Here is a 13,970-nt window from a genome sequence, read left to right as displayed (position 1 = left end):
GCCTCGTCCTCTTCGTGGCCGCCGGCCGCGGGGCCCCGCCCGGCGGTCGGGGCGGGCGGGGGGGGGGGGGCCCCCCCCCCCCCCCCCCGGCCCCGCTCAGCGGACCCTCGCCGTGGCCCGGCTGCGCGCGACGATCGTCGTGTAGCCCGGCTTGCTCGCGGTCACCTCGACCTTCACGCGCTTGCCGCGGAAGGCACGGACGAGCTGCAGCGTCGGTCCGGTGGCGCCCCGCACGGCCTTGCCACCGACGTACCACCGGAACGCGACGGTGGTCCCCACCGGCCAGTCGCCCGTCTCTGCGGTCAGTGTCCGGCGTACCTTCGGGGCCCCCACGATCGAAGGCCTGCCTGCGCCGGCCAGCGTGCCGCGCGCGACGGTGGCGGTGGGAGCGCTCGTGCGCGTCACCGACGTGTAGCCCGCACGCGTGCCCGTGACGGTCACCGTCACGGCTCTGCCGAGGTCCTGGGCGGTCGGCCGGTACGTCGCACCGGTGGCCCCGTCGACCACCGCCCCGCCGACGAACCACCGGTAGGACAGGTCGACGCCGTCGGCCCACGGACCCGCCGACGCCCTCAGCGTGCCGCCGACGACGGCGTCGCCGCCGATGGTGGGCAGCGGCGTGGGCTCGAGCGTCCCGAGCGCCACCGGCGCGGTTTCCGCGCTGCGCGCGCCGGCACCCAGGTATCCGGAGACGTCGACGAGCAGCAGCACCGAGACGGTCCGGCCGACGTCGCCCGCCACCGGGACGTACGTCGAGGACGTCGCCCCCGGGACGGCCCGGCCGCCGACGTACCACTGGTAGCCGCTCCCGCCGGCGCTCGCCGTCAGGGGCGAGCCCACGGCCGGCGTGCCGCTGATCGTCGGGACCGGCGCGGACAGCACGCCGGGCTGCACGGCCGACGTCGGTGCGCTGACCTGCGTGACCGGGCTGTAGCCCGCCTTGCTGCCGGTGACCACGACGGTGATCGTCCGTCCGAGGTCGCTCGGCCGCACGACGTACGACGCCGTGGTGGCGCCGGGGACGTCGACGCCGGCGACCTGCCACTGGTGTGCGAAGCCGGACCCGGAGGCCCAGCCGGCCGTCCCTGCCGTCAGGGTCTGCCCGACGACGGCCGCACCGTCGACCGTCGGCACCGGGGCCGGTGCGAGCGGCTCGACCCCGATCGTGTGCGCCGTCGTGCACGCGGCGCAGGTCCCACCGAGCGTGTCGACGCGAGCCGTCGCGGTCAGCGTCGCCGAGCTCGCGTCGTCGTCGACCCGGACGCGGAACCCGGTGGTGGCCGTCGCGGCCAGCGCGGTCGGCGGGACCGTCCAGGTCAGGGTCGTCCCGGAGAGGGCGAGGCCGCTCGGCAGCGCGGCGACGTCGAGCGTGGCGTCGTCCAGGAGGTCGGCGAGGTCCACCGAGGCCACCGTCGTGGCCAGCGGCACCCGACCGGTGTTCTGCGCGGTGAGCGTGTAGTCGATGGCGTCACCGCGGTCGACCTCGGCCGGCGCCGGCGCGGAGGTGAGTCCCATCCCGACCTTCTCCGGCCAGGCGGGCTTGTCGGCGTCGAGCACCCAGTCCTGAAAGAACGCGGTCAGGTCGCGACCGGAGACCTCCTCGGCGAGCGCCTCGAACGCGGAGAACCCCCGGCTCTGCCCGGTGTAGCGGTCCTGCCAGGTCCGGACGAAGCGGAAGAAGGCCGGGTCGCCGATGGCGGTCTTGAGCGCCTCCCACATCTGTGCTCCGCGCGTGTAGGACTGGTACTCGTACAGCGTCGCCGGGTCGGTCATGCCGGCGGGCGGGATCGCCCAGTCCGCGCTGCTGGCCGCCTTCGTGTTCCACGAGCTGAAGTACGTCGACTCGGTGGTCGTCGCACTCGTCTTGGCGACGACGTTGTTGTAGTAGGTCGGCGCCCAGGTCGCCATGCCCTCGTTGATGAACAGGTCGTTCCAGTCACGGGGCGACACGGCGTTGCCGAACCACTGGTGCGCGACCTCGTGCACCAGCGTGTTGGCGCTGATCGAGCCCGGGAAGAAGGACCGGTCCTGGGTCTCGAGCGCGTAGCTGATCTCGCGAGGGACGGTGTCCACGACGACGCCGACGCTGTTGCCCGGGTAGGGCCCGTAGATGGACTCCAGCCCGGTGATGATGGCGCCGAGCGACGCCCGCCGGGTGTTGATCGTCGCCTTGGCCGAGGCCGAGAGCGCGGAGTCGACGAACGACCACTCGTGCAGCACGCGCCCGCCGCTCACCGTCACGTCCGACTCCAGCACGTCGTACTTGCCGATCGTGATCATCGCCAGCTCGCTGGCCATGGGCTCGCTCTGGTCCCAGACCCACGTGGTCCGGGATCCGTCGCTGCTCGGCGTCCTCGACACGAGCTCGCCGTTGCTGCCGGCAGCAGCGGCGCCGGTGCCGGCCGCGTTCGTGATCGTGCTCGGGATGTCGAGGGCGAAGCGGTACGTCGCCTTGTCGGCAGGCGTGTTGTTGTGCGGGAAGCCCGTCATCGCGCCGATCGGCTGGTTCAGGAACGTCGCCCCGTCGGACGTGACGTTCCAGCCCTCGAAGGAGCCGTCGGCGTCGACGTGGCGGGTCGGCACGCCCGCGTAGGTGACGGTGGTGGTGAAGCTGCCCTCCACCGGCGCCGAGGGCGTCACGACGAGCTTGTACTTGATCGCGGCGGCGTCGATGTCGCGGGTGAAGGTCGCCGGCGCACCGTTGACCTGCACCGACTCGACGGTCAGTCCCTCGAGGTCCATCGAGAAGCTGCGCAGCGGCACCGCCGCGGTCGCCGTCATCGTGGTCGTCGCACGAATGGTGCTGGCGGCCAGCGTCGCGCCCGGTGTCCAGGCGAGCTGCACGTCGTAGTGCTGGGCGTCGTACCCCCCGTTCCCCACGTGCGGGAAGAGCGAGTCGCCGGCGGAGTGCGCGCCGTCGATCGGCTCGGCTGCCGAGGCTGCCGAGGCTGCCGAGGCCGGCGGGAGTGCGGTCAGGGCGCCTGTCGCCAGGAGCGTGCCGAGCGTCCAGCCCGTCGCTCGGCGCAACGCGCTGCGTGGTGTCGTCGTCATGCGTGTCCTTGTCCTCGTGCCGACCGCGCGGGCGGCGTGGCGTGGACGTTAAGGACTCAAGGTTTCGGCGGTGTTAGAAGTCGCCGTCCCCTGCGACGAGCGGCGCACTGGACCAGACCGGGAAGCGCCGTGGCAGATCAGTGGTACCCGGGCCGGTGCGGACACGCCGCACCGTGCCTCCGACGACACCTGATCCGACGCTTCAGCTTCACGACCCCCCGGCGCATACCGCCACTATGACCCGAACGGGATCGCCCGGAGGGGTGAACACCGATCGGTCCAGACCGTTCAGGTACCGGGGCCCTACTCGTAACCGAGGATCTCCTTGCGCTTCTCGCCCCAGGCGAGCGCGGAGGCGATGGCGTCGTCGAGGGACAGCTCGGTCGACCAGTCCAGCAGCCGCCGCGACTTGTCGACGTTCGCGAAGGCGCCGACGGCGTCGCCGGGGCGCGGCGGCGCCTCCGTGGTCGGCACCTCCTTGCCGAAGACCTTCTCGAACGACGCGATGAGCTCGCGCACGGTCACGCCCGACCCGGTGCCGACGTTGATGATGGTGCTCGGTGCCTCGACCGCCGCGATGACGTCGTCGAACCGCTCCACCGCCCGCACGTGCGCCCGTGCCAAGTCCCAGACGTGGATGTAGTCGCGGATGCCCGTCCCGTCGCGGGTCGGGTGCTCGACGCCGGTGATCGTGAAGCTGTCCTTCTGGCCGCGCGCCGCCATCACCAGCTGACCGAGGACGTGCGAGGGCTCGCGGGCGTAGATGCCGGTCTCGAGGTCCGGGTCGGACCCGATGGGGTTGAAGTAGCGCAGGATGATCGCGCGAAGGCCGGTCGCGGCCGCCATGTCCTCGAGGACCTGCTCCATCATCCGCTTGGTCCGCGCGTACGGCGACTGCGGCGCCAGCGGGTCCTCCTCGGTCACCTCGAAGGAGTCCTTGGTCGCGTAGAGGCTCGCGGAGCTGGAGAACAGCACCCGCGGCAGGCCGAGCGCGTCGAGCTCGTCGAAGAGCTCGAGCGACTTCGCGACGTTGTCGCGGTAGTACTCGTAGGGCTTCTCCACCGACTCCGGCACGATGATCCGCGCCGCCATGTGGATGGTGGCGTCGATGTCCGGGTGCTCCTGGGCGATGCGTCGCAGGAGCTCGCGATCGGCGACGTCGCCCTCGTAGAACGCCCGGTCCCCGACGAAGGCCTGCGGACCGGTGAGCAGCGAGTCGAGGACGACCGGCACGTGACCGGCCTGCTCCAGCGCCTTGCACGTGGTCGAACCGATGTAGCCGGCGCCGCCGGTGACGAGGACCTTCATGTGCGCAGCGTATCGACGCCAGACACCGCTCGTGCCCGCGACGTGGTCGTTCGCAGGACGTCGCGGCCGGGATGAGAGAAGGTAAAGGCCGACCGAGTGATGAACTTCAGCACATGAGTGGCAAGCATGTCCGGGGGGACCTAGATTGACCGAGCACGTCCGGTGTCGACCACGACGCTCCCGGGAACCGGGCGAGCACGAAGGTGGTAAGGATGCCGCCGACACGACGAGAAGCCGCAGCTCGCGCATTCCGGGGCAACCTTTGGACACAGCATGACCGTTCTCTCGGAACGCCGCAGCAAGGCTCGGCTCGGCACGCCGTCTCGCACGCTGCGCTACCTGCCGGTCATATCCTTCGTGCTCGACGCGGTCCTGCTGGTGACCGCCGTCCTCGTGGCCGTGGTTGGTCGGGAGACGCTGAGCATCTTCCCCACCGCGGCGAGCCTGCGTCAGGAACTGCACACGATCGGCCCGTTGCTGGTGGCGGGCTGGCTCACCACGCTGTGGCTCGGTGGGGCCTACCGTCCCAGTGTCTACGGCGCAGGCACGGACGAGTACAAGCGCGTGCTGAACTCATCCTTGGCCACCGCCGCACTCGTCGGGGTCGCGTGCTTCTTCGCCAACTACCCGCTTCCCCGGGGTTTCTACGCGCTGGCCTTCGGGATCGGCATCCCTGCCCTGCTCGTCGTGCGGTACGTCGTCAGGCGCCTCCTCCACGGAGCCCGGCGCCGCGGCGCCCTTCTGTATCGCGTGCTCATCGCCGGCTCACCGTCACACGTGGACGAGGTCGCTGCCGTCCTGCGACGCGAGCCGCACCTGGGCTACCGGGTCGTGGGCGCCCTCACGCCGGCTCACTACCTGGAGGAAGAGACTCGGTCCGGCATCCCAGTGCTGGGCAACTCCGACGATGCGACGTCGATCGTCCTCGAGAGCGGCGCGGACATCGTCTTCTTCGCGAGCGGAGCACTGGCGTCCTCCAGCCACATGCGACAGATCGCCTGGGACCTCGAGCACGAGCACGTCCAGGTGGTTGTCGCACCCGGCGTGACGGACGTGTCCAGCGAGCGGGTGCGCATCCGTCCCGTGGGCGGGTTGCCGCTCATGCACATCGACGCTCCCCGAGCTACCGATGCCTCCCGATGGGGCAAACGACTGTTCGACATCGTCGGCTCGACCGCGCTCATCGTTGTCTTCGGACCGCTGTTCCTCATAGCAGCCGGACAGGTCAAGCTGCACGATCGAGGGCCGGTGTTCTTCCGTCACGTCCGGGTGGGACGCGACGGCGAGGAGTTCGGCTGCCTGAAGTTCCGGACGATGGTTGTCGAAGCGGAGTCCATGGTCGTGGACCTTCAGGAGCAGGAGGGGCAGTCGGCGCTCCTCTTCAAGATGCGAAACGACCCTCGGATCACCCGCCCTGGCCGCTGGCTACGCCGCTATTCAGTCGATGAGCTCCCGCAGCTCTTCAATGTGCTGAAGGGCGACATGTCGTTGATCGGTCCTCGCCCGCAGGTGGCCCGCGAGGTGGCTCTCTACGACGACGCCATGCGCCGCCGGCTCAGGGTGCGACCGGGGATGACCGGGCTGTGGCAGGTGTCCGGCCGCAATGACTTGAGCGTCACCGAAGCCATCCGCCTGGACCTGTACTACGTCGACAACTGGTCGATGATGCAGGACCTCTCGATCCTCGCGAAGACCTTCGGCGCCGTCTTCGGGTCGCGCGGGGCGTACTGACGTCGGGCCCGGCGCCCAGGCATCGCGCTCAGGCCCCTTCGCTCTTCTTCCCGCGACGACCGCGCTTCTGCGCGCCCGGCTGCGGCTCGGGCGCGTAGCCGTACCCGTAGCCGTACCCGTACCCGTAGCCGCCGCGACGACCGCGGGCCGGCGTCATGTTGAGCACGGTGCCGACCGGGTGGGCGTCGACGGCCTCGAGCCGCTCGACGGCCTGGGCGAGCTGGTCCCTGGTCGTCTTGCCGTGACGCACGACCAGGAGTGCACCGTCCGACTGGGCCGCCAGCAGCGCCGCGTCGGTCACCGGCAGCAGCGGCGGGGCGTCGATGACCACGACGTCGTAGCGGCTGCGCAGGTCCGCCAGGAGCTCCGCCATGGCCCTGGACTGCAGCAGCTCGGCCGGGTTCGGCGGGATCGCACCGCTGGGCAGGACGTCGAGGCCGGTGGCGTCGTCGCGGACGATGACGTCGTCCAGGGCGACCTTGCCGACGAGCACGGTCGTCACGCCGACCGCGTGGTCGATGTCGACCAGCGCGGACGCCTTCGGGCGGCGGAGGTCGCACTCGACGAGCAGCGTCTTCGTGCCTGCCTGCGCCAGAGTGATCGCCAGGTTGACCGAGGTGGTCGTCTTGCCCTCGCCCGGCAGCGCCGACGTGACGACGAAGACCTTGCTCGGGACATCGACGTCGACGAACTGCAGGTTGGTGCGGAGCACACGGAACGCCTCGACGCGCGGAGCGTGGGAGTCCAGCGAGGTGATCAGGGGCTTGGTCCGCGCGGCGGCGTCGAAGGTGATGGCGCCGAGGAGCGGAGCGTCGGTGCTCGTCGAGACGTCCTCGGCACTCGAGATGGAGGTGTCGAGCAGCTCGCGGAGCACCGCGATGCCGACGCCGAGGAGCAATCCCAGCACCAGGCCCAGTGCGAGGTTGCGCACCGGCTGCGGCGACACCGGGCCGCCCGGCTCGGACGCCGCGTCGACGATCGTCGCGTTGACGAGCGCGGTCGTCTCGCCCTCGAGGGTCTCCACGCGGCGGACGAAGTCGACCATCACCTCCGCGTACGTCTGCGTGAGACGCTGCGCCTCGGCTGGGTCCGGGTCGGTCACGGTGATCTCGAGGATGACCGTCTCGGGGATGACGTTCGTGCTCACCCTGTCGAGCAGGTCGTCGGCGTCGACGTCACCGAGCTCGGCGGCGACCTCCTCGGCCACCGTCCGCTTGCCGACCAGCTCCGCGAAGGACGTCACCTTCTGCACCGAGAGCAAGCCGCCCTGGTAGGACTCGGAGGCGGACTCGCTGTCCGTCGTGGTCACGTAGAGGCTCGCGGTCGACGCGTACTGCGGCGTGGCGGTGAAGGTCCAGGCGGCTGCAGCCCCGAGGACGACTGCCGCGATGACGACGATGGACGCCCAGCGTCGGCGAAGGATCCGGGCGTAGTCCCGCAGCTCCACGAGGTCTCCCTGGTTCGGGGGTCAGCGACACCGCATCCTAGGGGGCAACGGTGCGGTCCCTTTGCTCCGTCTGGCGGATCAGTCGAGCAGGCCGAGCAGGTAGTCGCCGTAGCCGCTCTTGCGGAGTCCTTCGCCGAGGGTCCGCAGCCGGTCGTCGTCGATGTAGCCCATTCGCCAGGCGACCTCCTCGGGCGCGCCGATCTTGGTGCCCTGTCGATGCTCGATCGCACGCACGAAGTTGCTCGCATCGTTCATGTCGTCGAACGTGCCCGTGTCGAGCCAGGCGCTGCCGCGCGGGAGGACCTCGACCTGCAACCGGCCCTGCTCCATGTAGAGGCGGTTGAGGTCGGTGATCTCCAGCTCGCCGCGTGCGGACGGCTTGAGCCCGGCGGCGAGGTCGACCACGTCGTTGTCATAGAAGTACAGCCCGGGCACGGCGTAGCTGCTCTTCGGCTCTGCGGGCTTCTCCTCCAGGGACACCGCTCGCATCCGGTCGTCGAACTCCACCACGCCGTACGCCGTCGGGTTCGCGACCCGGTAGCCGAAGACGGCTGCTCCGTCGAGGTCCTCGAAGCGGCGCAGTCGGGCGCCGAGCCCAGCGCCGTAGAAGATGTTGTCGCCGAGCACGAGCCCGACCCTGTCCTCGCCGATGTGGTCGGCGCCGATGTGGAAGGCCTGCGCCAGCCCGTCTGGCGACGGCTGCACCGCCCAGCTGATGGCGATTCCGAACTGGCTGCCGTCGCCGAGGAGGCGCCGGAACTGCTCGGCCTCGTGGGGCGTCGTGATGACGAGGACGTCGCGGATACCGGCGAGCATGAGGGTCGACAGCGGGTAGTAGATCATCGGCTTGTCGTAGATCGGAGCCAGCTGCTTGCTGATGCCGAGCGTGATGGGGTGCAGACGTGACCCCGTGCCCCCCGCCAGGATGATGCCTCGCATGCCGCGACCCTAGGGCAGTCGCATCGCGTCCGCGGATGGTTGGTAAAGACGTAACAAGACGGCCCTACACTCGCGACCCATGCAGCGCGTCCTGGTCACCGGTGGAGCCGGCTTCATCGGCAGCAACTTCGTCCACCACCTGGTGGGCCACACGGACGCGACGGTGACGGTGCTCGACAAGCTGACGTACGCCGCGAGCCGCGAGTCCTTGGCCCAACTGCCCGCGGACCGCGTGCAACTGGTCGTCGGCGACGTCGCGGACGCAGCCGTGGCCGACCCAATCGTCAGCCAGCACGACGTCGTGGTCCACTTCGCCGCCGAGTCCCACAACGACAACTCGCTCTCGGACCCGTCGCCGTTCGTGCAGACGAACGTCGTCGGCACCTTCACGCTGTTGGAGGCAGCCCGCCGGCACGGCACCCGCTTCCACCATGTGTCGACCGACGAGGTCTACGGCGACCTCGAGCTCCACGACCCCGAGCGGTTCACCGAGGCGACGCCGTACAACCCCAGCAGCCCGTACAGCGCCACCAAGGCCGGCTCCGACCTGCTGGTGCGCGCGTGGGTGCGAAGCTTCGGCGTGCGGGCAACGATCTCGAACTGCTCGAACAACTACGGCCCCTGGCAGCACGTCGAGAAGTTCATCCCGCGCCAGGTCACCAATGTCATCGACGGTGGCCGTCCCAAGCTGTACGGCGTCGGGCTCAACGTCCGCGACTGGATCCACGCCGACGACCACTCCTCTGCTGTCTGGGCCATCGTGAGCGAGGGCCGCATCGGTGAGACCTACCTAATCGGCGCCGACGGGGAGAGGAACAACCTCGAGGTGGTCCGGATGATCCTGGCCCACTTCGGCCGGGACGAGGACGACTTCGAGCACGTCACCGACCGGGCCGGGCACGACCTGCGGTACGCGATCGACTCGACGAAGCTCCGCACCGAGCTGGGGTGGGAACCGCAGTACGCCGACTTCGCCGACGGGCTCGCACGCACGATCGAGTGGTACGTCGACCACCAGGACTGGTGGCGCTCGCAGAAGGCCGCCACCGAGGCGGCGTATGCCGCGAAGGGCCAGTGATCGTGCACGTCGAGCCGACGGCGATCCCGGGCCTGCTCGTCGTCCAGCTCGACGTCCACGAGGACGCGCGCGGCTGGTTCAAGGAGAACTGGCAGCGCGACAAGATGGTCCGGCTCGGCCTCCCCGACTTCGGCCCGGTGCAGAACAACATGTCGTTCAACAGCCGGCGCGGCGCCACCCGAGGCATCCACACCGAGCCGTGGGACAAGCTCGTCTCGGTGGCCACGGGGCGCGTGTTCGCTGCATGGGTCGACATGCGCGCGGGCGACACCTTCGGCGCCACCCATTCCCTCGAGCTCGACGCCGGCACCGCGGTCTTCGTGCCGAGCGGCGTCGGGAACTCCTACCAGACGCTCGAGGACGGCACGGTGTACAGCTACCTGGTCAACGACCACTGGCGACCCGGCACCGCGTACCCGTCCCTGCACCTCGCCGACCCGAGCGCGGCCATCCCATGGCCGATCGCGCTCGAGGACGCCGAGGTCTCCGACAAAGACCGCGCCAACCCCTACCTCGAGGGCGTCGTCCCGATGGCGCCGAAGCGGACCCTCGTCGTCGGCGCGCAGGGGCAGCTCGGCCGAGCGCTCGCTGCGGAGTTCCCCGCCGCTGTCCTCGTCGACAGGGAGGAGCTCGACCTGACCGACCCGGATGCCGTGGCCGCCTGGCCCTGGGACGAGCACGACATCGTGCTCAACGCCGCGGCCTACACCGCCGTGGATGAGGCCGAGACGCCTGACGGACGCCGCGCGGCCTGGGCCGCGAACGCCACGGCGCCCGCGACACTGGCCCGGCTGGCTGACCAGCACGGCTTCACCCTCGTGCACTACTCCAGCGAGTACGTGTTCGACGGGACCCTGGATGCCGACGGCGGGCACACGGAGGACGAGCCCCTCTCCCCGCTAGGCGTCTACGCCCAGTCCAAGGCCGCTGGCGACGTCGCGGTCGGCACCGCGCGGCGGCACTACCTGGTGCGCACCTCGTGGGTGATCGGCGAGGGCCGCAACTTCGTCCGCGCCATGCAGCGGCTGGCTGCCGACGGGGTCTCGCCGGGAGTCGTCGACGACCAGGTCGGCCGCCTGACGTTCACCGGCGAGCTCGCCCGCGCCACTCGCCACTTGCTCGAGGCGGGGCCCGCGTACGGCACCTACAACGTCACGAACGGCGGCCCGCCGACGTCCTGGTACGACGTGGCACGGGCGGTCTTCCGGCTCTCCGGGCACGATGAGTCGGACGTGTCGCCGACCAGCACCGCCGCGTACTCCGCGGGCAAGGGCCTCGCTCCGCGCCCGCTCGGCAGCGTGCTGGACCTGTCGAAGGTCCGGTCGACGGGCTTCGAGCCGGAGGACGCGATGAGCGCGCTCGAGCGGTACCTCGCCGCGCAGAGCCCTCAGGCGGGGACCCGCCCGTAGTCGTCCTCGAGGCGGCAGATGTCGTCCTCCCCGGTGTAGCGCCCCAGCTGGACCTCGATGAGGACGAGGTCCTCGTCCTCCATGTTGGTGATCCGGTGGGGCTGGCCGACGGCGACGTCGACGGAGTCGCCCGGCCCAGCGAGCTGGATGCGGCCGTCGACGACGCAGGTGGCCTTGCCGGAGACGACCGCCCAGTGCTCCGCCCGGTGCTCGTGGGTCTGGTAGGACAGGCGCGCCTTCGGCCGGACGGTGATGCGCTTGACCTTGAACCCGTCACCCTCGTCGAGGACCTGCCAGGTCCCCCAGGGACGCGTGTCCTGCTCGCCGATCATCCGGTTCCCCCCACCTGATCGCGGGCTCTGTCGCCCGGCGTGCGGGGACGCTAGCGAGCGCAGATCAAGCAACCCTCAAGGTCGCGCGGTGGTCTGGCCCGGTCAGCGTCGGCGCAGGCTCATCAGGGCCGGCCGCACGTCCGCAAGGTAGACGAACGCCGCGATCGTGAACGCGATGCTGATCAGGAGGAGCCCGACGGGCACCACCTCGAGCACCACTCCGAGGCCGAGGATCAGGCACCAGGCCGGCTTGGTCAGCTTGCCGGCCGCCTCGTACTCCTCGGCGCTGTGCAGCAGCGCGTTGACGAAGGCGAAGATCTTCACCGCGAGCAGCACGAACGTCACGAGCAGCATGAGGTAGCCCTCGACGGCGAAGACGTTGGTCACCGGACCAGCCTATCGGCCAGCGACTACCGCTGGTCGAGCAGCGAGGCGCGCCAGCGCCGAGCGTCGTCGAGACCCCCGCACCGCAGCAGGGCCTCAGCCCCGGTCAGCCGTGTCCAGGATCAGCGTGATCGGCCCGTCGTTGACCGACTGGACCCGCATGTCGGCCCCGAACCGCCCGCGTTCGACGTGCGCGCCGAGCCGTTCGAGCTCTGCGCACACCGCGTCGTACGCCGGCTCGCTCACCGGCCCCGGCGCGGCGGCCTGCCAGGTGGGGCGCCGACCCTTCCGGGCGTCGCCGTACAGCGTGAACTGGCTGACCACCAGCACCGGGGCGCCGACGTCGCTGGCCGACCGCTCCTCGCGCAGCAGCCGCAGGTCCCAGATCTTGCGGGCGGTCCAATCGATCTCGGCCGCGCCGTCGCCGTGGGTCACGCCGAGGTACACCAGCAGCCCCGGCCCGTCGATCGCCCCGACCGTCTCCCCGTCGACGGTGACGCTGGCGGACAGGACGCGCTGGACGACGGCTCGCACGGTCCCAGCCTGCCGCAGCCCCGCACCCGCTGGTCGCGCAGGGAGGCGCCCCAGCGCCGAACGTGTCGAAACCCCGTGACAGGCGCAGGGCCGCGACCACGCTCACCGGGTCTCGACGACAGCTCCCCCGGACCCCCGCTGGTTGAGCAGGAAGGCGCCCCAGCGCCGACCGTGTCGAAACCCGGTGACAGGCGCAGGGCCGCAACTACGCTCACCGGGTCTCGACGACGGCTCGCCAGGGCTCGCCTGCTCGACCAGCGGGCCCCGCCCGCCTTGACGACGGCTCGACCAGCGGACGACGGAGGCCCCCGGACCGCAACGGTCCGGGGGCCTCGCTCAGAACAGGCTCAGCTGTTCGGGTGCTCTTCAGTCGCCGACCTTCTTGGCCGCGGCGGTCGTCGCCTTGGTGGCCGAGGTGGCGGTCTTCTTGGCGGCGGTGGCGGTGCCCTTGGCGCTGCTCTTCGGAGCGGCCGTGGTCTTCTTGACCGTCCGCTTGGCGGTGTTCGTGGTCTTGCGAGCGGTCGACTTCGCAGCCTTGGTGGTCTGGGTCTGCGTGGTCTTCGCCTTGCTGACGGTCGTCTGGGCCGCCGCGGCGGTCGCCTTGGTCTCCTCCTGGCGGCGGATCCGGGCGACGAGCTGCTCGCCGCGCTTGGCGAGGTCGGCGTAGGTGTCGCTCACGATGACGACGTTCCCGTTCACGGTCGCCTGCACGCGGGTGGGCAGCGCGCGGGCCTCGCCCTGCAGCTCGGCGACGCGGGACTCGACGGCCTCACGGCGGGCCTTGGCATCCCTGGAGAGCGCCTCGAAGCGGGCGTTCACCGCGACGAGCGCCTGGTCGCGCAGGGCCTTGGGCTCGAGGTCGATGTCGGCGACGCGCTTCTGCACGTCCTGCTGGGTCTGGGTGAGGCGCTTCTGCACGTCGGCGGCGTACCCGCGGACGTACCCGACGACGAGGTCGGTCGCGCCGACACCGGCGTAGAGCGGCCGCTTGGCGACCTCGGGGAGCTCGAGCTTGTCGATCTTGATGTCGAACGTGGTCTTCGCCATGTCCGTCTCCTCTTCTGTGTGGGTCAGTCCTGGGATGGAGCCTCGGGCTGCCCGGCGTTGAGGGCCAGGAACGAGGCGTAGATGTCGAGCAGGGACTGCTTCTGGCGTTCGGTGAGCGCACTGTCGTTGAGGACCGCGAGCTCGACGGAGCCGCCGACGCCGTCGTCGGGGCTGACGATCCCCGCGCGCACGTACAGCTGCTCCGCGGAGATCCGCAGCGCCTTGGCGATCTGCTGCAGCACCTCGGCCGAGGGTCGGCGCAGGCCGCGCTCGATCTGGCTGAGGTAGGGGTTGGAGACCCCGGCCTGCTCGGCGAGCTGCCGGAGCGAGAGCGACGCGGCGGTGCGCTGCTCGCGCAGGTAGTCCCCGAGGGACCCGACTGCGGTCCCGACCTTGCCCTTGCTCATGCCCCCAGTGTGCTTGCTACTGCTAGCGCTTGCAAGCGGCTAGCGCGTGAGACCCTTCACAAAACGGCCGCGCCGGCCGCTAGCACGGCTAGCAACACATCCTCGGGATCGACTACCGCTAGCAGCAGCCGCGGCGGGAGAGCGTGCTGCGGTGGCCGCCCGACAGGGCGAGGCGGCCACCGCGGCGGGCGATCAGTCGTGGAAACCGCGGCGGTGCGGACAGCTCGTGCCGTACACCCGTCGACACCGCAGTGCACGGCGGCGACGCTTCAGCCATCGGATCATCGGCTTCTCCCCCTCGTG

The 13,970-nt window shown here is 70.6% G+C and carries 12 protein-coding genes; 3 read left to right on the top strand and 9 right to left on the bottom strand.

Translation table 11 applies throughout. From position 1 onward, the window contains the following. Positions 1 to 96: 96 nt before the first annotated feature. Positions 97 to 3,051: a M1 family aminopeptidase gene (locus tag AB0N29_RS20280; protein ID WP_364869927.1), complete on the bottom strand. Its 2,955-nt coding sequence runs from the start codon at positions 3,049 to 3,051 to the stop codon at positions 97 to 99. A 303-nt stretch (positions 3,052 to 3,354) separates the two neighbouring features. After that, positions 3,355 to 4,359: a UDP-glucose 4-epimerase GalE gene (gene galE, locus AB0N29_RS20275; RefSeq protein WP_364869924.1), complete on the bottom strand. Its 1,005-nt coding sequence runs from the start codon at positions 4,357 to 4,359 to the stop codon at positions 3,355 to 3,357. Positions 4,360 to 4,632: 273 nt separating this feature from the next. Here galE and AB0N29_RS20270 point away from each other — a divergent pair, with 273 nt between their 5' ends. After that, positions 4,633 to 6,090: a sugar transferase gene (locus AB0N29_RS20270; RefSeq protein WP_364869921.1), complete on the top strand. Its 1,458-nt coding sequence runs from the start codon at positions 4,633 to 4,635 to the stop codon at positions 6,088 to 6,090. Positions 6,091 to 6,118: 28 nt separating this feature from the next. Here AB0N29_RS20270 and AB0N29_RS20265 read toward each other — a convergent pair whose 3' ends face one another. Next, on the bottom strand, positions 6,119 to 7,537 hold the full coding sequence (locus AB0N29_RS20265) for a polysaccharide biosynthesis tyrosine autokinase (RefSeq protein WP_364869917.1): 1,419 nt from the start codon (positions 7,535 to 7,537) through the stop codon (positions 6,119 to 6,121). 78 nt (positions 7,538 to 7,615) lie between these two features. Next, positions 7,616 to 8,476: a glucose-1-phosphate thymidylyltransferase RfbA gene (rfbA, locus tag AB0N29_RS20260; protein ID WP_364869914.1), complete on the bottom strand. Its 861-nt coding sequence runs from the start codon at positions 8,474 to 8,476 to the stop codon at positions 7,616 to 7,618. Positions 8,477 to 8,555: 79 nt separating this feature from the next. On the opposite strand from rfbA, the gene rfbB reads away from it, so the two are divergent. After that, entirely contained in the window at positions 8,556 to 9,554 is a 999-nt protein-coding gene (gene rfbB / locus AB0N29_RS20255; protein WP_364869911.1) for a dTDP-glucose 4,6-dehydratase, read from the top strand. A 2-nt stretch (positions 9,555 to 9,556) separates the two neighbouring features. Beyond that, entirely contained in the window at positions 9,557 to 10,963 is a 1,407-nt protein-coding gene (locus AB0N29_RS20250; RefSeq protein WP_364869909.1) for a sugar nucleotide-binding protein, read from the top strand. On the opposite strand, the gene AB0N29_RS20245 is transcribed toward AB0N29_RS20250, so the two are convergent. The 5 genes from AB0N29_RS20245 to AB0N29_RS20225 form a co-directional block, all read right to left on the bottom strand. Continuing rightward, complete coding sequence (locus AB0N29_RS20245) at positions 10,942 to 11,295, bottom strand: phosphomannose isomerase type II C-terminal cupin domain (RefSeq protein WP_364869906.1); 354 nt, start codon at positions 11,293 to 11,295, stop codon at positions 10,942 to 10,944. The two genes, AB0N29_RS20250 and AB0N29_RS20245, sit on opposite strands and share 22 nt — an antisense overlap. 102 nt (positions 11,296 to 11,397) lie before the next feature. After that, the gene (locus tag AB0N29_RS20240) at positions 11,398 to 11,682 is read right to left on the bottom strand and encodes a DUF2516 family protein (RefSeq protein WP_302268268.1); all 285 of its coding nucleotides are present in this window, start codon (positions 11,680 to 11,682) and stop codon (positions 11,398 to 11,400) included. 93 nt (positions 11,683 to 11,775) lie between these two features. Further along, complete coding sequence (gene dtd / locus AB0N29_RS20235; RefSeq protein ID WP_364869903.1) at positions 11,776 to 12,213, bottom strand: D-aminoacyl-tRNA deacylase; 438 nt, start codon at positions 12,211 to 12,213, stop codon at positions 11,776 to 11,778. A 366-nt stretch (positions 12,214 to 12,579) separates the two neighbouring features. Then, positions 12,580 to 13,260, bottom strand: a complete 681-nt coding sequence (locus AB0N29_RS20230) for a hypothetical protein (protein WP_364869901.1) — start codon at positions 13,258 to 13,260, stop codon at positions 12,580 to 12,582. A gap of 23 nt (positions 13,261 to 13,283) precedes the next feature. Then, positions 13,284 to 13,667: a helix-turn-helix transcriptional regulator gene (locus AB0N29_RS20225; protein ID WP_364869898.1), complete on the bottom strand. Its 384-nt coding sequence runs from the start codon at positions 13,665 to 13,667 to the stop codon at positions 13,284 to 13,286. Positions 13,668 to 13,970: the final 303 nt, after the last annotated feature.

It is taken from the genome of Nocardioides sp. NPDC092400 (assembly GCF_040684155.1).
Taxonomy (GTDB): domain Bacteria; phylum Actinomycetota; class Actinomycetes; order Propionibacteriales; family Nocardioidaceae; genus Nocardioides.
The sequence above is the reverse complement of the archived record's forward strand: the minus strand, read 5'-3'. Positions and strand labels throughout refer to the sequence as shown.

What these genes read in the sequence shown, in the direction of transcription:
- AB0N29_RS20280 (WP_364869927.1), bottom strand. Translation starts at nt 3,051, where the DNA reads ATGACGACGACACCACGCAGCGCGTTGCGCCGAGCGACGGGCTGGACG.
- galE (WP_364869924.1), bottom strand. Translation starts at nt 4,359, where the DNA reads ATGAAGGTCCTCGTCACCGGCGGCGCCGGCTACATCGGTTCGACCACG.
- AB0N29_RS20270 (WP_364869921.1), top strand. Translation starts at nt 4,633, where the DNA reads ATGACCGTTCTCTCGGAACGCCGCAGCAAGGCTCGGCTCGGCACGCCG.
- rfbA (WP_364869914.1), bottom strand. Translation starts at nt 8,476, where the DNA reads ATGCGAGGCATCATCCTGGCGGGGGGCACGGGGTCACGTCTGCACCCC.
- rfbB (WP_364869911.1), top strand. Translation starts at nt 8,556, where the DNA reads ATGCAGCGCGTCCTGGTCACCGGTGGAGCCGGCTTCATCGGCAGCAAC.
- AB0N29_RS20245 (WP_364869906.1), bottom strand. Translation starts at nt 11,295, where the DNA reads ATGATCGGCGAGCAGGACACGCGTCCCTGGGGGACCTGGCAGGTCCTC.
- AB0N29_RS20230 (WP_364869901.1), bottom strand. Translation starts at nt 13,260, where the DNA reads ATGGCGAAGACCACGTTCGACATCAAGATCGACAAGCTCGAGCTCCCC.
- AB0N29_RS20225 (WP_364869898.1), bottom strand. Translation starts at nt 13,667, where the DNA reads ATGAGCAAGGGCAAGGTCGGGACCGCAGTCGGGTCCCTCGGGGACTAC.